This window comes from Kitasatospora sp. NPDC101157, assembly GCF_044768255.1.
Classification (GTDB): domain Bacteria; phylum Actinomycetota; class Actinomycetes; order Streptomycetales; family Streptomycetaceae; genus Kitasatospora.
Genome location: NZ_JBIWPL010000006.1, coordinates 380,080 through 401,020, shown reverse-complemented (window position 1 = coordinate 401,020; position 20,941 = coordinate 380,080). Strand labels below are relative to the sequence as shown.

The 20,941-nt window shown below is 72.1% G+C and carries 19 protein-coding genes and 4 tRNA genes; 10 read left to right on the top strand and 13 right to left on the bottom strand.

Translation table 11 applies throughout. From position 1 onward, the window contains the following. Positions 1 to 150 precede the first annotated feature (150 nt). Positions 151 to 801, top strand: a complete 651-nt coding sequence (locus ACIRVF_RS16920; RefSeq protein WP_402817537.1) for a response regulator — start codon at positions 151 to 153, stop codon at positions 799 to 801. Continuing rightward, the gene (locus ACIRVF_RS16915; RefSeq protein WP_402817491.1) at positions 798 to 1,949 is read left to right on the top strand and encodes a sensor histidine kinase; all 1,152 of its coding nucleotides are present in this window, start codon (positions 798 to 800) and stop codon (positions 1,947 to 1,949) included. Before ACIRVF_RS16920 ends, ACIRVF_RS16915 begins: the two co-directional genes overlap by 4 nt. An 86-nt stretch (positions 1,950 to 2,035) precedes the next feature. Here the strand turns inward: ACIRVF_RS16915 and ACIRVF_RS16910 are convergent. Beyond that, a tRNA-Leu gene (locus ACIRVF_RS16910) sits at positions 2,036 to 2,119 on the bottom strand. 434 nt (positions 2,120 to 2,553) lie between these two features. On the opposite strand from ACIRVF_RS16910, the gene ACIRVF_RS16905 reads away from it, so the two are divergent. The 6 genes from ACIRVF_RS16905 to pknB all read left to right on the top strand — a co-directional run bounded on the left by ACIRVF_RS16905 (position 2,554) and on the right by pknB (position 11,097). After that, positions 2,554 to 3,414 carry an FhaA domain-containing protein gene (locus tag ACIRVF_RS16905; protein ID WP_402817489.1) on the top strand — a complete coding sequence of 287 codons (861 nt, stop codon included), beginning with the start codon at positions 2,554 to 2,556 and terminating at the stop codon, positions 3,412 to 3,414. A 46-nt stretch (positions 3,415 to 3,460) separates the two neighbouring features. After that, complete coding sequence (locus tag ACIRVF_RS16900) at positions 3,461 to 4,009, top strand: FHA domain-containing protein (RefSeq protein ID WP_402817487.1); 549 nt, start codon at positions 3,461 to 3,463, stop codon at positions 4,007 to 4,009. A gap of 53 nt (positions 4,010 to 4,062) precedes the next feature. Beyond that, a complete protein-coding gene (locus ACIRVF_RS16895; RefSeq protein WP_402817485.1) occupies positions 4,063 to 5,712 on the top strand; it encodes a PP2C family protein-serine/threonine phosphatase in 1,650 nt (549 codons plus the stop codon). A 139-nt stretch (positions 5,713 to 5,851) separates the two neighbouring features. Further along, positions 5,852 to 7,255, top strand: coding sequence for an FtsW/RodA/SpoVE family cell cycle protein (locus ACIRVF_RS16890; protein WP_402817534.1), 1,404 nt, complete (start codon positions 5,852 to 5,854; stop codon positions 7,253 to 7,255). Continuing rightward, on the top strand, positions 7,252 to 8,703 hold the full coding sequence (locus tag ACIRVF_RS16885) for a peptidoglycan D,D-transpeptidase FtsI family protein (protein ID WP_402817483.1): 1,452 nt from the start codon (positions 7,252 to 7,254) through the stop codon (positions 8,701 to 8,703). The genes ACIRVF_RS16890 and ACIRVF_RS16885 overlap by 4 nt, the downstream gene beginning before the upstream one ends. Before the next feature lie 267 nt (positions 8,704 to 8,970). After that, positions 8,971 to 11,097, top strand: coding sequence for a Stk1 family PASTA domain-containing Ser/Thr kinase (gene pknB, locus ACIRVF_RS16880; protein WP_402817481.1), 2,127 nt, complete (start codon positions 8,971 to 8,973; stop codon positions 11,095 to 11,097). A gap of 115 nt (positions 11,098 to 11,212) precedes the next feature. Here pknB and ACIRVF_RS16875 read toward each other — a convergent pair whose 3' ends face one another. The 5 genes from ACIRVF_RS16875 to ACIRVF_RS16855 form a co-directional block, all read right to left on the bottom strand. Next, the gene (locus tag ACIRVF_RS16875; protein ID WP_402817479.1) at positions 11,213 to 12,040 is read right to left on the bottom strand and encodes a class E sortase; all 828 of its coding nucleotides are present in this window, start codon (positions 12,038 to 12,040) and stop codon (positions 11,213 to 11,215) included. 38 nt (positions 12,041 to 12,078) lie between these two features. Further along, positions 12,079 to 13,179 (bottom strand): class E sortase, encoded by a 1,101-nt coding sequence (locus tag ACIRVF_RS16870; RefSeq protein ID WP_402817477.1) that lies wholly within the window; start codon positions 13,177 to 13,179, stop codon positions 12,079 to 12,081. Between the two features lie 5 nt (positions 13,180 to 13,184). Beyond that, positions 13,185 to 13,847 carry an aminodeoxychorismate/anthranilate synthase component II gene (locus tag ACIRVF_RS16865; RefSeq protein ID WP_402817475.1) on the bottom strand — a complete coding sequence of 221 codons (663 nt, stop codon included), beginning with the start codon at positions 13,845 to 13,847 and terminating at the stop codon, positions 13,185 to 13,187. A 55-nt stretch (positions 13,848 to 13,902) separates the two neighbouring features. Then, positions 13,903 to 14,082: a hypothetical protein gene (locus ACIRVF_RS16860; RefSeq protein ID WP_030278236.1), complete on the bottom strand. Its 180-nt coding sequence runs from the start codon at positions 14,080 to 14,082 to the stop codon at positions 13,903 to 13,905. Between the two features lie 87 nt (positions 14,083 to 14,169). Next, entirely contained in the window at positions 14,170 to 14,925 is a 756-nt protein-coding gene (locus tag ACIRVF_RS16855; protein ID WP_402817473.1) for a DUF881 domain-containing protein, read from the bottom strand. A gap of 165 nt (positions 14,926 to 15,090) precedes the next feature. On the opposite strand from ACIRVF_RS16855, the gene crgA reads away from it, so the two are divergent. Continuing rightward, positions 15,091 to 15,339 (top strand): cell division protein CrgA, encoded by a 249-nt coding sequence (gene crgA, locus ACIRVF_RS16850; protein ID WP_402817471.1) that lies wholly within the window; start codon positions 15,091 to 15,093, stop codon positions 15,337 to 15,339. Positions 15,340 to 15,699: 360 nt separating this feature from the next. Here crgA and ACIRVF_RS16845 read toward each other — a convergent pair whose 3' ends face one another. After that, positions 15,700 to 16,593, bottom strand: a complete 894-nt coding sequence (locus tag ACIRVF_RS16845) for a rhomboid family intramembrane serine protease (RefSeq protein WP_402817469.1) — start codon at positions 16,591 to 16,593, stop codon at positions 15,700 to 15,702. 182 nt (positions 16,594 to 16,775) lie between these two features. Here ACIRVF_RS16845 and ACIRVF_RS16840 point away from each other — a divergent pair, with 182 nt between their 5' ends. Then, positions 16,776 to 17,429, top strand: a complete 654-nt coding sequence (locus ACIRVF_RS16840; RefSeq protein WP_402817467.1) for a DUF5324 family protein — start codon at positions 16,776 to 16,778, stop codon at positions 17,427 to 17,429. A 60-nt stretch (positions 17,430 to 17,489) separates the two neighbouring features. On the opposite strand, the gene ACIRVF_RS16835 is transcribed toward ACIRVF_RS16840, so the two are convergent. From ACIRVF_RS16835 to ACIRVF_RS16810, 6 genes are all read right to left on the bottom strand, one after another. Next, positions 17,490 to 17,562: transfer RNA gene (locus ACIRVF_RS16835), tRNA-Ala, on the bottom strand. A 168-nt stretch (positions 17,563 to 17,730) separates the two neighbouring features. Then, positions 17,731 to 17,859 carry a DLW-39 family protein gene (locus ACIRVF_RS16830; protein WP_014137031.1) on the bottom strand — a complete coding sequence of 43 codons (129 nt, stop codon included), beginning with the start codon at positions 17,857 to 17,859 and terminating at the stop codon, positions 17,731 to 17,733. A gap of 314 nt (positions 17,860 to 18,173) precedes the next feature. Further along, a tRNA-Ile gene (locus tag ACIRVF_RS16825) sits at positions 18,174 to 18,250 on the bottom strand. An 89-nt stretch (positions 18,251 to 18,339) separates the two neighbouring features. Further along, positions 18,340 to 18,416, bottom strand: a tRNA-Ile gene (locus ACIRVF_RS16820). A gap of 16 nt (positions 18,417 to 18,432) precedes the next feature. Next, on the bottom strand, positions 18,433 to 19,806 hold the full coding sequence (locus tag ACIRVF_RS16815) for a class I SAM-dependent methyltransferase (protein ID WP_402817465.1): 1,374 nt from the start codon (positions 19,804 to 19,806) through the stop codon (positions 18,433 to 18,435). Between the two features lie 258 nt (positions 19,807 to 20,064). Further along, positions 20,065 to 20,811: a DUF3566 domain-containing protein gene (locus ACIRVF_RS16810; protein ID WP_402817463.1), complete on the bottom strand. Its 747-nt coding sequence runs from the start codon at positions 20,809 to 20,811 to the stop codon at positions 20,065 to 20,067. Between the last annotated feature and the right edge of the window lie 130 nt (positions 20,812 to 20,941).

The following is a 20,941-nucleotide window of genomic DNA, read 5'->3' as shown; positions in this document are numbered from 1 at the left end:
TTCCCACCCCCGCCGAACGGCGGGGGTCCATACCCCCCATGCGTTCGGCGACCCGCCCTGCCTACCCCTACTCTCAACAGCGACCCCCGCGGACCGACCGAACCCGGCCGCCCGAACCGAGGAGGCACCATCACCACCACCCGCGTGCTGATCGTGGACGACGAGATCCTGGTCCGCTCGGGCCTCGGCCTGATCGTCGGCTCCGCCCCCGACCTGGAGGTGGTCGGCGACTGCTCGGGCGGGCAGGCCGAGGAGCACGCCCGGCGGCTGCGCCCGCACGTGGTGCTGCTCGACATCCGGATGCCCGACCTCGACGGCATCTCGGTGCTGCGCCGCCTGCGCGCCCTGCCCGACCCGCCCGCCGTGGCGATGCTCACCACCTTCGACACCGACGAGTACATCGGCACCGCGCTGCGGGGCGGCGCGGCCGGCTTCCTGCTCAAGGACACCGCCCCCGAGCAGCTGGTGCACGCGGTCCGGGTGCTCGCCGCGGGCGGCAACATCCTCTCCCCGACCGTCACCCGCACCGTGATCGGCGGCTACGTGGACGGCGGCGGCCCGGACGCCGAGGCCACCGCGCTGGCCCGCACCCTGACCGGCCGGGAGCTCGACGTGCTCGCGCTGCTCGGCGAGGGCCTGTCCAACGCCGAGATCGCCGACCGGCTCTTCCTCGGTACCGGCACGGTCAAGGACCACATCAGCGCGATCCTCGGCAAGCTCGGCGCCGCCAACCGGGTGCAGGCCGCCGTGCTCGCCCATCGGGCCGGTCTGGTGCGGCCCAAGCCCGGCGACGAGGCATGACGACCGCCGACCAGCTGCCGTCCCGACGGCTGCCGGCCTGGTGCACCGCCCCCTGGCTGACGCTGCTGGTGCCCGTCCTGTACTCCCTGCTGGACACCGCGCTGGTGGCCCGGGACGCCACCTGGTGGCAGATGGCGCTCTCCACGCTGGCCGCCGTCGCACTGTTCTGGCGCCGCCGCTTCCCGGCGACGGTGCTGCTGCTCACCATGCCCGGCACCTGGGTGGAGGCGATCTGGCTCGCCCCGATCACCGCCGTCTACACGGTGGCCACCGAGCGCCCCGGTGCCAGGGTGCTGTTCCCGTGCGCCTCCCTCTTCACCCTGGTCTCCTTCTTCCACTGGCCACTGCCGAACCCGGTCATCGACCTCAGCCGGAACACCGCCCTGGACGCCATCCAGGCCGTCATGCTGGCCGCCGGCCCGGCCGCCACCGGCCTGCTCTCCCGCACCCGGCGGGAGCTGGCCGCCCGCCTGGACGAGCTGACCCGCGGCCAGGAGCGGGAGAGCCGGCTGCTCGCCGAGCGGGTGCTGATCAGCGAGCGCGGCCGGCTGGCCCGGGAGATGCACGACGTGGTCTCGCACCAGGTCAGCCTGATCAGCATCCAGGCCGGCGCGCTCCAGGTGAGCACCGCCGACCCGGCCGCCGCGGGCGTCGCCCGCACCATCCGCGAGCTGTCCGTACGGACCCTGGACGAGCTGCGCCAGATGGTCGGGGTGCTGCGCGGCACCGCCAACGGCCCCTTCCCGGACGCCCCGCTCGCCCCCCAGCCCCGGCTGGCGGACCTGCCGCGGCTGATCGAGCAGAGCGGCCTGGCCGCCGACACCGAGCTGAACCCGGGCGACCGCCCGTGGCCGGAAGCGGTCGAGCGGGCCGCGTACCGGACCGTCCAGGAGGCGCTGACCAACATCACCAAGTACGCGCCGGAGGCCGCGGTGTACGTGAAGGTCCGGGCGAAGGGCCGTCGGCTGCGGGTCGAGGTCCGCAACGAGGCGCCGCCGGTCCACCCGGCCGAGACACTGCCGGGCGGCGGCCACGGCCTGGTCGGCCTGCGCGAACGGGCCCAGCTGCTCGGAGGCACCCTCACCGCCGGCCCCACCCAGGACGGCGGCTTCGAGGTCCGCGCCGAGCTCCCCGCCACCCGCTCCTGAGCCGTCGTTCCCGGCGCCCGGGCCCGGCCGGGGCGAGCGGGCAACAAGAAAGCCCCGCAGATCCGAAGATCTGCGGGGCTTCGCTGTGCGCGAGGGGGGAGTTGAACCCCCACGCCCTTTCGGGCACTGGAACCTGAATCCAGCGCGTCTGCCTATTCCGCCACCCGCGCATGGGTGTTGTCTTCTCTGCCGTCCGATCCTCGGAACCGCCGGTACCATGTGGCCCTTCGCGCTTCCTCGGTCCGGCTTCCCTTCCGGGCGGCCCTTCCGACGTGGAAAACAGTAGCACGACCTGGGGGGCAGCTCCGAATCCGTTCCCCGGGGAGACCAACCGCATCGCGAACGGGTGCCCGACGAACGGGTGGGCGAACGGCGCGGGCGGTTCCGGTGGACACACCTGGCGTGCCGCACCCGAAATGCGTCACCCTGTGTGTCCGAGCCCACCCCCCGGCACCACGCGGTCCGGGAACCGTACGGAAGGGCCCGGCGTGGATACGATCAGTACGGAAGTACCGCAAGTAGGCACGACCGATTCCCCGGAGAACCGCTCCCCGAGGGGATCCGGACGGCAGGCAGGCGAACGAACCCTGGAAGGGGGTGCCCCATGGGGATGCTGAAGAAGTTCGAGCAGCGGCTGGAGGGTCTCGTCAACGGCACCTTCGCCAAGGTGTTCAAGTCCGAGGTCCAACCCGTGGAGATCGCCGGCGCTCTGCAGCGCGAGTGCGACAACAACGCGAGCATCTGGAACCGCGACCGCACCGTCGTGCCGAACGACTTCATCGTGGAGCTCAGCCCGCACGACCACGAGCGGCTCAGCCCGTACTCCGGGCAGCTCGGCGCCGAGCTCGCCGGCATGGTCCGCGAGTACGCCGAGGCCCAGCGGTACAGCTTCATGGGCCCGCTCCAGGTGAACCTGGAGAAGGCCGACGACCTGGACACCGGCCTGTACCGGGTGCGCAGCCGCACGCTGGCCTCCGAGGAGCCCCAGCAGTACGCCCCGCCGCAGCCGCAGCAGCCCGGCTACGACCGCCAGCCGGCCGCGCCGGCCCCCGGCGCACCGTGGCAGCAGGGCGGCGCCGGGCAGTACAACGCGCCTCCGCCGCCGCCCGCGCCCCCGGCGATGCCCGCGGGCCCGCCGGCCGGTGGCAACGTCCGCAACTTCCCCGGTGCCGGCCACGGCGCCTCGGTCCGCCGCTGGATCGAGGTGAACGGCGCCCGCCACCAGATCACCGGCGCGGCCTGCGTCCTCGGCCGCTCGACCGAGGCGGACGTGCGCATCGACGACCCCGGGGTGTCCCGCAAGCACGCCGAGATCCGCCCCGGCACACCTTCGATGGTCCTCGACCTGGGCTCCACCAACGGCATCGTGGTGGACGGGCAGCACACCCAGCGCGCTACGCTCCGCGACGGCTCCCGAATCGTCGTGGGCTCCACCACCATCGTCTACCGGCAGGTCGAAGGGTAGTGTCCGAGTTGTTCGCGCGCCTCGCTCACCGACTGGCGGGACGGTCATGTCAGAACTGACCCTCACGGTCATGCGGCTGGGCTTCCTGGCCGTGCTGTGGCTGTTCGTCATCGTCGCGATCCAGGTGATCCGCAGCGACCTGTTCGGTACCAAGGTGAACCCCCGTACCTCCCGCCGCGGCGCCGCCACCGCGTCCGGCGGCGGCGCGGCCTCCACCGCGGCACCGGGACGTCCGGCGGCACCCGCCGCCCCCGCCGGCAACGGCGCGGGCCAGACCCAGGGCGGCGGCCGCCGTCGCGGCGCCCCGACCCAGCTCGTGGTGGTCCAGGGCTCGCTGGCCGGGACCACGGTCGCGCTCCAGGGCCAGACCATCACCCTGGGCCGCGCGCACGACTCCACCATCGTGCTGGACGACGACTACGCGTCCTCCCGGCATGCCAGGATCTATCCGGATCAGACTGGGCAGTGGACGGTCGAGGATCTAGGCTCCACCAACGGCACCTATCTGGACCGGCAGCGCCTGACCGCGCCCACCCCGCTCCAGCCGGGCACGCCGATCCGTATCGGCAGGACCGTCATCGAACTGCGGAAGTAGTAGCGCATGAGGGACAGCATCCCGTCCATGACCCAGAGGGGGGCACAGGTCGCATGACCCTGGTGCTGCGCTTCGCCGCCGGCTCCCACAAGGGACTGATCCGGGAGGGGAACGAGGACTCCGGCTACGCCGGGCCGCGGCTGCTGGCCGTGGCCGACGGCATGGGCGGCGCCGCGGCCGGCGAGGTCGCGTCCTCCGAGGTGCTCGGCTCGATCGTCCGCCTGGACGAGGACGTGCCGGGCGCCGACCTGCTGACCCTGCTGGGCGACGCCGTCCAGGGCGCCAACGACCGGCTCCGGCAGATGGTCGAGGAGGACCCGCAGCTGGAGGGCATGGGCTGCACCCTGACCGCCATGCTGTGGACCGGCCAGCGGATGGGCCTGGTGCACGTCGGCGACTCCCGCGCCTACCTGCTGCGCGACGGCTCGCTGGTGCAGATCACCCAGGACCACACCTGGGTGCAGCGCCTGGTCGACGAGGGCCGGATCACGCCCGAGGAGGCCGAGACCCACCCCCAGCGCTCGCTGCTGATGCGGGCCCTGGACGGCCGCGGCCAGGTCGAGCCCGACCTGTCGATCCGCGAGGTCCGGGCCGGCGACCGCTACCTGATCTGCTCCGACGGCCTCTCCGGCCCGGTCAGCCACCAGACCCTCCAGGACACCCTCGGCAGCTACTACTCGCCCGAGCAGACCGTGCAGGAGCTGATCCAGCTCGCCCTGCGCGGCGGCGGTCCGGACAACATCACCTGCATCGTGGCGGACGTCATCGACGTCGGCGCCACGGACACCATGAGCGGCCAGTTCAACGACGTCCCGGTGGTGGTCGGCGCGGTCGCCGACACCCCGCCGTCCTCGACCGCCGCCGACCACTCCATCGCCGACACCCCGGCCGGCCGCGCCGCCGGCCTGGGCCGCGGCCCGCAGGGCGCCTTCGGCCCGGCCGAGGGCTACGAAGGCGGCTACGACGCCGCCCAGGGCGGCTTCGGCCCCGCCGAGGGCTACGAGGGCGAGGACGAGGGCGGCTACGGCTACCCCGGCGAGCCGTCGGTGTACGGCACCGAGGAGTTCGACGAGGAGCGGCCCTCCAGGCGCAAGCGCCGGGGCCTGACCGTCCCGCTGGTCGTCCTGGTCACGCTCGGCCTGCTCGGCGGCGCCGGGTACTTCGGCTACCAGTGGACCCAGGACCAGTACTACATCGGCGAGGACGGCGACCACGTCGCCATCTACCAGGGCATCAACCAGAACCTGGCCGGGCTCAGCCTGTCGTCGGTGCACGAGTCGCACAGCGACGCGCCGCTGAAGTGGCTGCCGCAGGACCAGCGCACCCAGGTGAGCCGGACCATCTCGGTCGGCAGCCTGCAGGAGGCCCAGAAGACGGTCGGGGACCTCGTGGGCTGGGCCAACCTGTGCCAGCGGGCCGCCGGCGCGGCCCCGCAGAGCACCCAGGCCGCCCAGCCGGCCCAGGCCACCAGGACCGGCTTCGTGGCTGCCACGCCGGTCACCCCGGGCGAGCGGGAGAAGCGCACCCCGCCCGCGGCCGCGCCCAGCGCCTCGCCGAGCGCGAGCACCCCGGCCACGCCCGCTCCGACGCAGAGCGCCACCCCTCCGGCGGCCGGCGCGCCGAGCGACCAGGCCCAGCCCCCGCAGCAGCCCCAGCTGAGCGAGGACGAACGCACCCGGGCCGAGGCCTGCCCGAAGCCGTGACGTCCGCGATCCGACACAGGTCCGCCCGGAGCGGGGCCGCCGGCCGGCAGGGAGCGGTCACCACGTGAGCAGCTACAACCTGAGCGGTGACAGCGACCGCGCCGCCGGCGGCCGACGCCGGGCGGCGGCCGGGCGCGTCGTGCCGCGACGCCGGGGCAACACCACCATCTCGCCCCAGGGCACCCCGAACCGGCGCAACACCGAGCTGGCCCTGCTGGTCTTCGCGGTCCTGCTGCCGATCCTGGCCTACGCCAACGTGGGCCTGGCGATGGACTCCCGGCTGCCGGCCGGCATGCTCGGCTACGGCCTCGGCATGGGCGCGCTGGCGCTGGTCGCGCACCTGCTGGTGCGCCGCTTCGCGCCGTACGCGGACCCGCTGATGCTGCCGATCGCCACCTTGCTGAACGGGCTGGGCGTGGTGATGATCTGGCGGCTGGACAAGGCCGGCCACCTGCTCAGCGGCAACTTCCCGGCGGCCCGCAACCAGCTGATGTGGTCGGCCCTCGGGGTCACGCTGTTCATCGGCGTCATGGTCTTCCTGAAGGACCACCGGGTGCTCCAGCGCTACACCTACATCTCGATGGTGGTGGCGCTGGTGCTGCTCGCCGCGCCGGCCTTCTTCCCGGCCCGGGCGGAGGACTTCGGAGCGAAGATCTGGATCCGGATGGGCAGCTTCTCCATCCAGCCCGGCGAGTTCGCCAAGATCATCCTGACCGTGTTCTTCGCCGGCTACCTGATGGTCAAGCGGGACGCCCTGGCGCTGGCCAGCCGCCGCTTCATGGGCCTGTACCTGCCGCGCGGCCGCGACCTCGGCCCGATCATCGTGATCTGGCTGCTCAGCCTGCTGATCCTGATCTTCGAGAACGACCTCGGCACGTCCTTCCTGTTCTTCGGCCTGTTCGTGGTGATGCTCTACGTCGCCACCGAGCGGACCAGCTGGATCCTGTTCGGCCTGCTGATGTCGGTCGGCGGCGCGGTCGCGGTGGCCACCACCACCAGCCACGTCAAGGTCCGGATCGACGCCTGGCTCGACCCGATGGCCGCCTTCTCCGCGAACCCGCCCAAGGGTTCCACCGAGCAGATCGGCCAGTCGCTGATGGCGCTCGGCTCCGGCGGGGTGACCGGCTCCGGCCTCGGCCAGGGCCGCTCCTGGCTGATCAACTTCGCCGCCAAGAGCGACTTCATCCTGGGCTCCTTCGGCGAGGAGCTCGGGCTCACCGGCCTGATGGCGATCTTCCTGCTGTATGCCCTGCTGGTGCAGCGCGGCCTGCGCACCGCACTCGCCGCCCGCGACCCCTTCGGCAAGCTGTTCGCCGTCGGGCTCGCCTCGGCGATGGCGCTGCAGGTGTTCGTCGTGGCCGGCGGGGTCACCGGGCTGATCCCGCTGACCGGTATGACCATGCCGTTCCTCGCGCAGGGCGGTTCGTCCGTGGTCGCCAACTGGGCGCTGGTCGCGATCCTGCTGAAGATCAGCGACAGCGCCCGCCGTCCCGGGGTCGAACCGGCCCCGGCCACCGAGGGCCAGGGAGGACCCGCCCGATGAACAAGCCGATCCGACGGGTCTCGATCTTCTGCCTCGTGCTGATCCTGGCCCTGATGGTGCGCACCAACTGGGTGCAGGGCGTCCAGGCCGACGCCTGGGCCTCCAACAAGAACAACAAGCGCCAGCTGTACGACCGCTACGCCCACCCGCGCGGCAACATCATCGTCAGCGGCCAGCCGGTGACCAGCTCCGACTTCGTGAACGGGCTGCGCTACAAGTACAAGCGCTCCTGGGTCAACGGTCCGATGTACGCCCCGGTCACCGGCTACTCCTCGCAGGCCTACGGCTCCAACGGGCTGGAGAACCTGGAGGACGGCGTCCTCTCCGGCACCGACGACCGGCTGTTCTTCCGCAACACCCTGGACATGCTGACCGGCGAGCAGCAGCGCGGCGGCGACGTCGTCACGACCATCAACGCCAAGGTCCAGAAGGCCGCCTTCGACGCCATGGGCGACAAGAAGGGCGCGGTCGTCGCCCTCGACCCGAAGACCGGCGCGATCCTGGCCCTGGTCTCCACCCCGTCCTATGACCCGGGCACCATCGCGGGCAACGACAACGGCGACGCCTGGAAGGCCCTCAACGCCGACCCGAACAAGCCGATGGACAACCGGGCGCTGAAGTACACCTATCCGCCCGGGTCCACGTTCAAGCTGGTCACCGCGACCGCCGCGTTCGAGAACGGCATGTTCCAGAGCATCGACGACACCACCTCGACGCCCGAGCCGTACATCCTGCCCGGCACCCAGACCCCGCTGAAGAACGAGAGCCCGAACGAGCGCTGCGAGAACGCCACCGTGAAGTCCGGGCTGGACCAGTCCTGCAACACGGTCTTCGCCAAGATCGGTGCGGACCTGGGCAAGGACAAGATGCGCGCGCAGGCCGAGAAGTTCGGCTTCAACAGCACCATCGACACCCCGGTCCGGGCCGAGAAGAGCATCTTCCCGAACAGCGCCAGCCTGGACGGCACCGCCCAGGACTCGATCGGCCAGCACGACACCCGCGCCACCCCGCTGCAGGTCGCCATGGTCTCCGCCGCGATCGCCAACAACGGCAGCCTGATGCAGCCGTACATGGTCGACCAGGAGCGCTCGGCCTCGCTGACCACCATCTCCAAGCACACCGAGAAGCAGTTCTCCCAGGCGATGAGCCCGGCCACCGCGCAGAAGATGCAGGACCTGATGGTCTCGGTGGTCCAGGACGGCACCGGCAAGAACGCCCAGATCCCGGGCGTGCAGGTCGGCGGCAAGACCGGCACCGCGCAGCACGGCGAGAACAACTCCGGACTGCCGTACGCCTGGTTCACCTCCTGGGCCAAGACCCCGGACGGCCAGTCGGTCGCGGTCGCGGTCGTGGTCGAGGACGGCTCGGACAACCGCGACGGGATCAGCGGCGGCCGGCTGGCCGCCCCGATCGCCAAGGCGGTGATGCAGGCCGCGCTCGGCAAGTAGGGGCACGCCCCCTGGTCCGAGGGTGAGGTGAAGGTCACGATCGGCACCCCCGTCCGGATACCGGTCTGATATCGGCCGACGGCTGACTCCGGTCCGGTGCGGTGCGACCGGTAGCGTATCCGCCAGCAGCGGGTGTGCCCGTTGCCGCCCGCGGGGCGGCGCACGGCCCGGCCGGAGAACCGGTCGCGGCGCGCGCGGCGTCACCCAGAGCGTGCGGGGACACCTACGTCACAACCTCACCGGCGGGTGAGGGAGAGGGTCGGAACTATGGAAGAGCCTCGTCGCCTCGGCGGCAGGTACGAGCTCGGCGGCGTCCTCGGACGCGGCGGCATGGCCGAGGTGTACCTCGGCCATGACACCCGGCTCGGCCGTTCCGTCGCAGTGAAGACGCTCCGGGCCGACATGGCCCGGGATCCGTCGTTCCAGGCCCGCTTCCGCCGCGAGGCACAGTCCGCGGCGTCCCTCAACCACCCCGCGATCGTCGCCGTGTACGACACGGGCGAGGACTACATCGACGGGATCTCCATCCCGTACATCGTGATGGAGTACGTCGAGGGCTCCACGCTGCGCGAGCTGCTGCACTCCGGCCGCCGGCTGCTGCCCGAGCGGGCCCTGGAGATGACCATCGGCATCCTCCAGGCCCTGGAGTACTCGCACCGGGCCGGCATCGTGCACCGGGACATCAAGCCCGCCAACGTGATGCTGACCCGGCAGGGCAACGTCAAGGTGATGGACTTCGGCATCGCCCGTGCGATGGGTGACGCCGGGATGACCATGACCCAGACCTCGGCCGTGATCGGCACCGCCCAGTACCTCTCCCCGGAGCAGGCCAAGGGCGAGCAGGTCGACGCCCGCTCCGACCTCTACTCCACCGGCTGCCTGCTCTACGAGCTGCTGACCGTCCGGCCGCCCTTCGTCGGCGACTCCCCGGTCGCGGTGGCCTACCAGCACGTCCGGGAGGAGCCGCAGCCGCCGTCGGTCTTCGACCCCGAGGTGCGCCCCGAGATCGACGCGATCGTGCTGAAGGCGCTCGCCAAGGAGCGCGACTACCGCTACCAGAGCGCCGACGAGATGCGCGACGACATCGAGCGCTTCCTCGACGGCCTCCCGGTCGCCGCCGCCCAGCAGGCCGCCGCCTACGGCATGGGCGCGGCCGGGTACGGCTACGACCAGAACGGCTACCCTCAGCAGCACGACCCGTACGGCCAGACCAACGTGCTGCCGCAGCAGCCCGGCGGCGGCCCGACCACCCTGCTGCCGCAGGCCGGCGGCCAGGGCCACGACGGCTACCAGGACGACGGCTACGGCCAGACCTACGCCGGCGCCCAGGGCGGCGGCCGCGACGGCTACGACGACGGCTACGGCCAGGGCGGCGGCCGGCGCGGCGACGACCGCCCGAAGAAGAGCAACACCTCCTGGATCGTGCTGGCGGTCGCCGCCGTGCTGGTCCTGGTCGGCACCTTCTTCGTGGCCCAGGCGATGTTCAGCGGCAAGGACGGCACCGGAACCGCGAAGGTGGCGGCGCCCAACCTGGTCGGCAAGAGCCTGGCGGACGCCAGGACGGCGGCGACCGCGGCCGGTGCCAAGCTCACGGTCACCGAGGGCGACAAGATCGCCTGCCCGGACAGCAACGTCAAGAAGGACCAGGTCTGCACCCAGACCCCGACGGCCGGCGCCCAGGTCTCCGAGGACGCCCGCATCACCGTGCAGCTGTCCTCCGGTCCGGCCAAGCAGCAGATGCCGGCCCTGACCGGCAAGACCAAGGACCAGGCGATGCAGGCGCTGTCCTCGGCCGGCTTCACCAACGTCGCCACCCCCGACTACAAGGACGACGACACCGCCCCGCAGGACACCGTCATCGCCCAGGACCCGCCGGCCGGCTCCCCCGCCGACCCGAGCGCCCCGGTCAAGCTGACGATCTCCCAGGGCAAGTCCAAGCAGACCGTCCCGAACGTGGTCGGCGCGCAGAAGGACGACGCCCAGAACCAGCTGCAGGCCCTCGGCTTCCAGGTCGACACGTCGAAGAGCACGCCGACCAACGACCCCACCAAGGTCAACACCGTCGCCTCGCAGTCGATCGCCCCGAACACCAAGGCCCCGGCCAACACGAAGATCTCCCTGACGATCTACAAGGCGCCGGACAAGTCCACCGTGCCGCCGCTGCAGAACGCCAAGCTGTCGGACGCCATCGCCGCGCTCTCCAAGGCCGGCCTGGGCTACACCGTGATCAGCGGCCCACAGGACCTGAACGCGGTCGTGGTCCAGAGCAACCCGGGCGCCGGCACCCAGCTGGACCCGAACACCCAGGTGCAGCTGTTCACCCGGCCCGCCGATCCGGCCAAAGGGGGCGACCCCATCACCACACCCCCCGGCAAAGGGGGGAACGACCACTAAGCCCTTCTTCCCGTGGTTCTGAGGGCCGGTCCTTCCCAGCGCTTCGACCCGAGGGCCCGTCACGATCGCCGTGACGGGCCCTCGGGCGTCTGCGGGAATCGGCCCTGAGGGGGCCTCAGGAGTGCCGCAGCTCCGGCGGCGGGGTGCGCCCGGCGTCCATGGCGTCCACCCGCACCAGGCTCCCCCAGACGGCCATCCGGTACCGCGAGGTGTACACCGGCGTACAGGTCGTCAGGGTGATGTACCGGCCGGGCGCGGTGTACCCGGAGCTCGCCGGGACGGGCGCGACGATGCCGGTGTCGTACTTGGACGTCTCCGGCAGGGTGTTGTCGACCTTGTAGACGTACCACTTGTCCTTGGTCTCGACGACGATCGCGTCGCCCTTGTGGACCGCGTCCAGGTCGTGGAACTTGGCGCCGTGGCCGTCCCGGTGGGCGGCCAGCGCGAAGTTGCCGGTCCGGTCCCAGGGCATCGCGGCCTTGTAGGGCTGCTCGTACACGCCCGCCACGCCCTCGTCCAGGACGGCGGTGGAGGTGCCCATCCGGATCAGCACCTGGTAGTCCCGGCCCATCGCCGGGACGTGCAGGAAGCCCACGTCGTCCCCGATCGCGGGCGGCGCCGCGGCCGCCCCGCCCGACCCGGGGGCGGTGCCGGACCCGCCCGGGGCACCCGGGGCCGGACCGGCCGCCCAGGAGCTGCGGAGCTTGTCCGCGGCGGCGGCCGCCGAACGGTCCGCCTGGACGTTGGTCCACCACAGCGAGTAGGCCACGAACAGGCCGAGCACCAGGCCCAGGGTGATCAGCAGCTCGCCGAACACCCCCAGTGCGGCCAGCGCCCGGCCCCGCCCGCCACGGCCCTTCGCGGCGTCCTGCTCGGGCGGGGGGAAGGCCTCCTCGGCCGGCTCGGCCGGCTCGGCCGACCGCGTGGTCCCGTCGTCCTGCATCTGTGCTGATCCCCCTCCGAAACCCGGCCTCCGGGCGGCTATCCGCCCGTGATCGCGGCCGGCTTGCCCTGGCTGCGCGGCCGTTCCTCGATCAGTTTGCCAAACAGGATGAGGCGGAACTTCGAGGTGAACTCCGGGGTGCAGGTGGTCAGCGTGATGTACCGGCCGGGGCCGGTGTACCCGGAGCCGTTCGGCACCGGCTTGATCACGCTCACGTTGTTGGGGGAGGTCTGCGGGATGCCGCCGGTGATCTCGTAGGTGTAGTAGCCGAAGGCGGTCTCCACCACGACCTTGTCGCCCTTGGCTAGCTCGTTGATGTACCGGAACGGCTCGCCGTGGGTGTTGCGGTGGGCGGCCAGCGCGAAGTTGCCCGACTGGTCGCCCGGCATCGCCGTGCCGGTGTAGTGGCCGACCAGGCCCTTGTCGAGCACCGCCGACTTGGAGGTGCCCTCGGCGATCGGGAACTTCAGTCCCAGCTTGGGCAGGTAGATGATGGCGAAGCCCTTGCCGGGCTCGAACACCTCGGGCTTGTTCGGGTCCGGGGCCTGCTGCCCCGCCCCGGGCGGCTGGGCGTCCCACTGCTGCTCCAGCTGGTTGCGGGCCCCGCTGGCGGCCTCGTCGGCCTGCACGTTGGTCCACCAGAGCTGGTAGGCGACGAACAGCAGCATCACCACGCCGAGGGTGATGCACATCTCGCCGACGAACCGCGCGGCCACCACGACCGCGGACTCCTTGGGGTGCGGACCACCGGCGCCCCGGCCCTTCGCCCGGCGCCGGCCGCCGCCCGCGCGGACCGAGGTCCGGCCCTGGGCGGCCCGGCGGCGCTCGGCCCGGCCGCCGGTGGGCGGGGCGGGCTCGGCGGCCGGCTCGGCGCCGTCGACGGGCAGCCGCAGCTGGAGGGTCTGGTCGGGCAGCCACGGGTACTCGGGGCCGCCCTCGACAGGCTGCTCGGCCTGCTCGTACACGCCCCAGCCGTCCTCGGACGCGCCCTGGACCGGGTGCTCCTGGGGGTACGGGCCACTACCGCCCCCGACGCCGTACGGCGCGCCGTCGTACTGCTGCGCGCCCCCGTACTGCTGCGCGCCCCCGTACGGGCCGGCCTCCGGCTGGTAACGCCCCTCCGGACGCACCGCGGTCATGCCGCTCAGCCCCGGCCGATCACCGGGGCGAGCCCGGCCGACCGGTCCACGGCCTGCGGGAAGCCGCACTCCGACAGCCAGTTGGCGAGCATCCGGTGCCCACCCTCGGTCAGCACCGACTCGGGGTGGAACTGCACGCCCTCGACGGGCAGTTCACGGTGCCGCAGGCCCATGATCACGCCGCTGACGGTCCGGGCGGTGACCACCAGCTCGTCCGGCACGGTGGCCGGGTCGACGGCCAGCGAGTGGTAGCGGGTCGCGGTCAGCGGCGACGGCAGGCCCTCGAAGACGCCGCCGTCCTCGTGCTCGACCGGCGAGGTCTTGCCGTGCAGCAGCTCCGGCGCCCGGCCGACCACCGCGCCGTAGGCGACCGCGATCGACTGCAGGCCCAGGCAGACACCGAACACCGGCAGCCCGATCCCCGCGCAGTGGCGCACCATCTCGATGCAGACCCCGGCCTCCTCGGGCGACCCGGGCCCGGGGGAGAGCAGCACCCCGTCGAAGCCCTCCTCCCCCGCCCGGCGGACGGCGTGCTCGACGGTCACCTCGTCGTTGCGGACCACCTCACAGGTGGCACCGAGCTGGTACAGGTACTGGACCAGGTTGAACACGAAGCTGTCGTAGTTGTCCACGACCAGGATGCGGGGCGGGTTCGACTGGGTGGTCATGCGCGCGTGGTCTCCGTGGGATGCGGTGCTGGGGGAAGTGCCGGGCCCGCCGGGGTCAGCCGGCCGAGGCGCCGTCGCCGCCGTCCACTGTGACGTCACCGAAGGGGAGCAGCGGTTCCGCCCACGGGAAGACGTAGGTGAAGAGGAGGTAGACGATCCCCAGGATCAGGAGCAGCGAGATGACGGCCCGGACCAGGGTGTTCCCCGGCAGATGACGCCAGATCCAGCCGTACATGGTGCTCCCTCTAGGTAGCGGACTGGGGTCAAGAGTAGACCCGGGATCAACGGCCGCGAGGCCGGTCCGCCACCGGCGCGGCCGAGGTCAGTCCGCCGAGCGGAGTTCGGTGGTGCCGGAGTAGCCGGGCAGCGTCAGGTCACCGCTCTCCTGGACCTTCCAGCCCAGGCCGTACGCCTGGACGTACTGCAGGTAGTTGCGGATCGTGGGGTCCGCCTCGACGGCCGAACGCAGGGCGTCCGTCTTCCCCACCGCCCTGATGACGTACGGCGGGGAGTAGACCCGGCCCTGGAGCAGCAGGGTGTTGCCCACGCAGCGGACGGCGCTGGTGGAGATCAGCCGCTGGTCCATCACCTGCACGCCCGCGGCGCCGCCCCGCCACAGCGCGTTGACCACCGCCTGGATGTCCTGCTGGTGGATGACCAGGTCGTTGACGCCCGGCTCGGGGACCCCGGGGATGCGCGCGGTGGCGTTCGGCGGGGCGTCGTTGAGGGTGACGGTCAGTCCGGCCCCCTGCACCGGCTCCAGGGCCGCGCCGAGCCGCAGGCCGCCCAGCTGTGCCGCGTCGGCGGGGTCGTGGCCCTGCTGCTCGGTGAGCTCCTGCGCCCGGGCCTGGAGGTCGGCCAGCTGGGCCTGCGCCTGCTGGTTCTGCGAGCTGCGCTGGCGGATCACGTCGCCGAGGCTCAGCAGCGAGTTGTCGGTCCGCAGGTCGGTGCCGCGGGCGGTCTGGGCGCTGATGTAGAAGAGCAGACCGGCGAGCGCGAACACGGCGCAGGTCAGGGCACGTCCGACAATTCGGATGCCGGAGCGACGGGTGACGGCCTTCCCGGGGGGAATCGACAAATTAGTCACCGTACCCTTATCTCCTTGAGACCCGCCGAGCCACTACGCTAACGGACGCCGGTGGCAGGTGGGGGAGCGGTCCCAGAGCGCTCTCCACGACCGACCGCCGGCGTCTCACCCGCTGCCTCTGCGCGGTCTCACAGCGCATCGACAGGAGAGCTCCTCGTGCCGAAGTCTCGACTCCGCAAGAAGTCCGACTACACCCCGCCGACCACGGCCGCGGTGAAGATCAGTTCGGGCCGCAGTTGGGTCGCCCCGCTGATGCTGGCACTGTTCCTGATCGGCCTGGTCTGGATCGTCACCTACTACGTGACCAGCGGCAGCTTCCCGGTCGAGAGCTGGCGGAACTGGAACATCCTGGTCGGCTTCGGCTTCATCGCCGCCGGGTTCGGCGTCTCCACCCAGTGGAAGTGACGCCCCGCGCGTCCTGAGGCCCCCGTTCGGGCCCTTCCCGCCGCTCCGGAACCGCAGATCCCGGAGCGGCGGTTCGACGTGCCCGGAACCGCTCGGAACCGCTCGGAACGCCTTGGGCGCGGCCCTGTCGGACAGTCCCACGATCACACGGTCACGCTTATCCACATGGTTATCCACACTGGGGAAAAGTCCCTGCAGCCTGTGGATAACTTTTCCCGCCCGGCCCGTCCACAGCTGTGCACAACTCCTCGCAAGCGTGGAATTCGCACAGGAGGACACGCGTAGAACAGCAGTCCACAGCCGGATCGGCGCACGAGCTGTGCACAACCCCGCACCCGCTGTGGACAAACGCCGACGGCCTCACGCCCCGTAGAGGGCCATCCCGGCCAGCAGCATCGCCGCCTCCACCGCCAGCGCACCGGCCACCGCCAGCCCCTGGACCAGCCCGCGCCGCTCGCGCGGGGCGAACATCAGCCCGAGGGCGGCCAGTCCGCCGATCACCAGGCCACCGATGTGCGCCCGCCAGTCGACGTTCGGACGGGAGAAGGTGACCACCAGGTTGAAGACCAGGAAGGCCAGCGCCGGGGCCAGCGGCCCCCGGTTCCGCAGCTGCATCACGATCGTGGCGCCGATCAGGCCGAAGACCGCCCCGGAGGCCCCCACCGAGTTCATCCAGTCGCCGGCCACCAGGAAGGCGAAGGTGCTGCCGCCCAGGCCCGCGAGCAGGTAGAGGGCCAGATAGCGCAGTCGGCCGAGCGCCTCCTCCAGCGGCGGGCCGAGCCAGAGCAGCACCAGCATGTTGAGCCCGACGTGCCACCACTGGAGGTGCAGGAAGGTGGCGGTCAGCAGCCGGTACCACTGGGCCGGGCCGTCCGCGACGCCGTACGGGCCGCCGGGGTGCGCCCGCCCGGCACTGGCCAGCGACCAGATCTCGCCCAGCCGGGGGTTGAGGACGTAGGCGGCCAGCACCCAGACCACGAGGTTGATCCCGACCAGCACCCGGGTCACCAGCCCGCCGTCCGGGGTCGGCGCTCCGCCGAACCGGGTGGTCGCCCGCCGCGCTCCCGCGTGCCCCTCGCCGACGCACTCGGGACACTGGAAGCCCACCGCGGCGGCCACCATGCACTGCGGGCAGATCGGCCGCTCGCAGCGGGTGCAGGAGATCCCGGTGGGTGTCCGGGGGTGCCGGTAGCAGCCGGGCTGCCCGCCCTCGGAGGAGCGGTCCGCGGACTGTCGCGGTTCATCCGGGAGCATCAGCGGTTTCCCCTTCCCGTTCCCGACCACCGGCGCCGCCAGCCTACTGCGGCGCCCCGCCCCGACACTCCGGGAACGCCCCTCCCCCGGCCCACCCCGGGGTGCCGGGGGAGGAATCAGGATGCATGATCAGCATTCAGGTGGATATGTACATAAAGGACGCCACCCAGGAGGAGAGACTCGTGAGCTTTTCGGACTCGGCCCGTGAGACCGCCACCCGGACCCGGGACACCGCCGCACAGTTCGCGGACGGCGCCAAACAGCGCCTCGGGCCCGCCCTGGACGCCCTCGGACCCAAGACCGCCCAGGCCGCCCACCACCTCCGCGTCCACTACGACCGACACCTCGCTCCGCAGTTCGGCCAGGCCTTCGCCCACCTACCCCCGGAGGCCCAGCAGAACGCCCTGAAGGCCCTCCACCGGGCCCAGGAGGCCGCACTGGCGGCCCGCCTGTCCGCGAGCCGCGCCGCCGAGCAGGCTCGCACCACGGTCGGCCCCAGGGTCAGCCAGGCCGTCGAAGCGGTCTCCCCGGTCGCCCAGGAGGCCCAGGCCCGCGGCGCCGCCGCCCTGACCGCCCTCCACGGCCACGTCAGCTCGGCCGAGATCAGCCGGCTCGCCGCCCGGAACGCCAAGCGGGAGCAGCGCTGCGGCAGCCGGACCGCCGGCCTCGTGCTGGCGGGGGTGCTGGCGGTCGGCGGCCTCGTCGCCTGGCAGTGGTGGCGCCGGCAGAGCAACCCGGAGTGGCTGGTCGAACCGCCGGGCGCGCACACCGCGACCGCCCCGATGAACGGCGGCATCCCCGAGGAGCCCACCGAGGACGACCGCCCGCAGGCCTAGGCCGCGAAAAGCCGAAGGGCGGCCGACCTGTCTCGCAGGTCGGCCGCCCTTCGGGCGCTGTGGAGCATAGGAGACTCGAACTCCTGACATCTGCCTTGCAAAGGCAGCGCTCTACCAACTGAGCTAATGCCCCTCGACGGCACGGCGCGTGCCAACGGGCACTAGCGTACCGGGTTCCGGCGGGATTCCGAGAGCCGTCCCCCTGGGAGAACCGGCCGGTCCGTCCGGATGAACGGGCCGACCGGTCCGGGAGGCGCGGATCAGCGCCTCCGAAGATCGTCGATCGTCAGATCGCCCGGGCTCAGCGACCGGCCGGAACCGGGTCGGTGGCCTCGGTCCACAGGTCCTGCTCGGCGCGGTCCGCCTGGACCTGACGGTAGACAAAGAAGCCGCCGAGGGCGACCAGGGCGACCAGGAGGAGCTTCTTCACCGCGGGACCTCGTCCTTCTTGCGTTGGTGGACTCAAGAGCCGGTGCTCCGGCCGGAACGACCGGGCCGACGAGTCCAGATGTGTTTCGAGCGCGAACGGGCGGCCGGGTGCCAGACTGCCCTTGCGGCCGATGATACACACCGGTGTCCCAATCGTGACCAGCCACCGGCGCCGTCAACGCGGCGGTCCGGTCCGATGATTGACGACGCACCTCGTCCGCACCCCGTCCGCACGGATCGTCCGCACCCGGCGGACCCGGAATTTCGCCGGGAACGCCGAAGGGCCCGGAGTGGATCACTCCGGGCCCTTCGGGGTGGTGGGCCTAACAGGACTTGAACCTGTGGCCTCTTCCTTATCAGGGAAGCGCTCTAACCGTCTGAGCTATAGGCCCTCGCTGTACAGCAGAGCGTACCGGAAGCGGCCCGATCTGCGAAAACGACGCCGAAGGGCCCGGAGTGGATCACTCCGGGCCCTTCGCGGTGGTGGGCCTAACAGGACTTGAACCTGTGGCCTCTTCCTTATCAGGGAAGCGCTCTAACCGTCTGAGCTATAGGCCCTTGCCGCACTGAAAGATTAGCGGACCGACCGCCGATCTCCCAAATCCGTTCCGACCGGGGCCGCGGCAGTGGCCCCGGCGGCCGGGCGCACCAGCCACTCCTCGCGGGTCGGCGGCAGGCCGGCGGCGCCCTCCTCGGTGCTGCGCACGGCGAGGATCTGGTTGATCCCGATCCGGTTCTGCTCGAAGGCGAGCGCGGAGGCGGCCATGTACAGCCGCCAGACCCGGGCGCGGCCGATGCCGACCAGCCGGACCGCCTCCGTCCAGTGCGCCTCAAGGTTGGCCACCCACTCGCGCAGGGTCAGCCCGTAGTGCTCGCGCAGCGACTCGACGTCCCGGACCTCGAATCCCGCCTCCTCCAGCCGGGCCACGGTGGAACCGACCGGGGAGAGCTCGCCGTCCGGGAAGACGTAGCGGTCGATGAAGGGACTGGTGCGGTGCGGTTCACCCGGGTGGTCGGGGCGGCGGGCGATCTGGTGGTTGAGCAGCCGACCGCCGGGCGCCAGCAGCCGGTACAGGCCCTCGGCGTAGACCCGGTACTGCTCGGAGCCGACGTGCTCGGCCATGCCGACGCTGGAGATCGCGTCGAAGGGGCCGTCGACGATCTCCCGGTAGTCCTGCAGCCGGACCTCGACCCGGTCGGCCAGGCCGGCCTCCTCGACCCGCGCCCGGGCCAGCGCGACCTGCTCCTTGGAGATCGAGACGCCGACCGCGGTGACGCCGTAGTTCTTCGCCGCGTGCAGCAGCAGCGAACCCCAGCCGCAGCCGACGTCCAGCAGCCGCATCCCGGGCCGCAGGCCCAGCTTGCGGCAGATCAGGTCGAGCTTCGCCTCCTGGGCGGCCTCCAGGCTCTTCGCCTCGGGCGTCCAGTAGGCGCACGAGTAGACCATGGACGACCCCAGCACGAGGCCGTAGAAGTCGTTCCCGACGTCGTAGTGGTGGCTGATGGCCGCGCGGTCCCGGGTGCGGCTGTGCAGCCGTCCCCGGGGCTTGCGGACCTCCTCCGGGGGCGGGGTGGGCTCCGGGCCGAGCGCCCCGGCCCGCAGGGCGGCGGCGAGCACCCGGCGGCCCTTGGCACCGAGGACGTCGCGCGGCCCGAGGGTCATGGTGCGGATCTCCGGCAGCTCGGCGAAGCGGGCGACCGCGGAGAGCGTCTCGTACAGGTCGCTGCCGGGGGCGATTTCCAGGTCCCCCGCGACGTAGGCCCGGGCCAGGCCCAGCTCGTCCGGCTGCCAGAGCAGGCGACGCAGCACCCGGCGGTTGCGCAGGACCACCGTGGGCGCGCCGGGCGGCCCGGCGACGCTGCCGTCCCACGCCTGCACCCGCAACGGGACCGGGATGCCCAACAGCCCTTCCAGGGCCTCCACGAGCTGACCTGCGAGCTTCGCCACCGCGCGCCTCCGTCCAGTCGTCCTGCGGAACCTCAGCTGACCCGGTCGACCGACCGGGGCGGCCTGCGGCACTCCCAGGCGTGGGAACGGGCGGCGTCCAGCTAATCCCACGGCGGGTGGACCGTTTCCGGGCGGCACGCCGCGGGGGCCGGCTGTCACCCGAAATGCCGACGGGCCCCGCAGGCTGCAACAGCCTGCGGGGCCCGTACATTCCGTCCGGGGACGGAGAACTGACCGGAGGTCAGGATCCGGCCGGGATCAGTCCTCCTCGGCCAGGGTCAGTTCGACGCCGCCGGTGAAGCCGGCCGCCGCGTTGTAGATGAACGCGGAGAGCGTGGACAGCGCGGTCAGCAGGACGACGTCGACCACGGCGATCAGCGTGGTGAACATCATGACCTTGCCGAAGCCGATGTAGTCCATCAGGTTGAGCTGGCTGCTGGCGTTGTCCGCACCGCCGCCGGTGACGTCCTTGAGCGTCTTGGTCAGCGAGTCGAAGACGCCGAGCGAGTCCAGGGTCATCCACAGCACGGCCGAGGCCACGATGATGATGATGCCGACGGCCAGCGACAGCAGGAAGCTGACCTTCATCACCGACCACGGGTCGACCTTGGTGACCCGCAGTCGGGCCTTGCGGGTGCGGCCGAGGCCGCCCCCGACGGTCGCGGGCCCACCGGAGGGGCGGCGCGCCGCCCCGGGGACGGGGGTGCCGCCGGGCGGGGTGTTGCCGCCGGTCCGGGTGCCCCGGGCCGGGGTCGGCTGCCCCTTGGCGTACGTGGTCGGCTGCGAGAAGCCGCTCTGGCCGGCGCCCTGGTTGCCGGACGGGGTCTGGCCCCCGTAGGTCGCGCCGGCGCTCTGCCCGGCCCCGCCGACCGACGGCATCAGCGAGGTGGACGCGGCCGAGTGCTCGGTCGGGGGCTGTCCCGGCACGCCGCCGTACGAACCCCCGCCCTGCGCGCCCGGACGGCCGCCGGAGGGTCCTCCCGCAGCACCCGTGGCTCCACTCACCTGGTCCTCCCGCACTTCCCACCAGGGCGGCGCCGCCCTGGTCCGTCACTCGTCATCCAGCGCCCGGCGGGTTTGCCCGGTGCTGGTCGGCGTCCGGTGCCGCCGCGCCCACTCCTGTGGACGCGGCGGC

Excerpts from the sequence above, each read along its gene's own strand:
- ACIRVF_RS16915 (WP_402817491.1), top strand. The coding sequence starts at position 798 with ATGACGACCGCCGACCAGCTGCCGTCCCGACGGCTGCCGGCCTGGTGC.
- ACIRVF_RS16905 (WP_402817489.1), top strand. The coding sequence starts at position 2,554 with ATGGGGATGCTGAAGAAGTTCGAGCAGCGGCTGGAGGGTCTCGTCAAC.
- ACIRVF_RS16900 (WP_402817487.1), top strand. The coding sequence starts at position 3,461 with ATGTCAGAACTGACCCTCACGGTCATGCGGCTGGGCTTCCTGGCCGTG.
- ACIRVF_RS16895 (WP_402817485.1), top strand. The coding sequence starts at position 4,063 with ATGACCCTGGTGCTGCGCTTCGCCGCCGGCTCCCACAAGGGACTGATC.
- ACIRVF_RS16885 (WP_402817483.1), top strand. The coding sequence starts at position 7,252 with ATGAACAAGCCGATCCGACGGGTCTCGATCTTCTGCCTCGTGCTGATC.
- pknB (WP_402817481.1), top strand. The coding sequence starts at position 8,971 with ATGGAAGAGCCTCGTCGCCTCGGCGGCAGGTACGAGCTCGGCGGCGTC.
- ACIRVF_RS16875 (WP_402817479.1), bottom strand. The coding sequence starts at position 12,040 with ATGCAGGACGACGGGACCACGCGGTCGGCCGAGCCGGCCGAGCCGGCC.
- ACIRVF_RS16870 (WP_402817477.1), bottom strand. The coding sequence starts at position 13,179 with ATGACCGCGGTGCGTCCGGAGGGGCGTTACCAGCCGGAGGCCGGCCCG.
- ACIRVF_RS16865 (WP_402817475.1), bottom strand. The coding sequence starts at position 13,847 with ATGACCACCCAGTCGAACCCGCCCCGCATCCTGGTCGTGGACAACTAC.
- ACIRVF_RS16860 (WP_030278236.1), bottom strand. The coding sequence starts at position 14,082 with ATGTACGGCTGGATCTGGCGTCATCTGCCGGGGAACACCCTGGTCCGG.
- ACIRVF_RS16845 (WP_402817469.1), bottom strand. The coding sequence starts at position 16,593 with ATGCTCCCGGATGAACCGCGACAGTCCGCGGACCGCTCCTCCGAGGGC.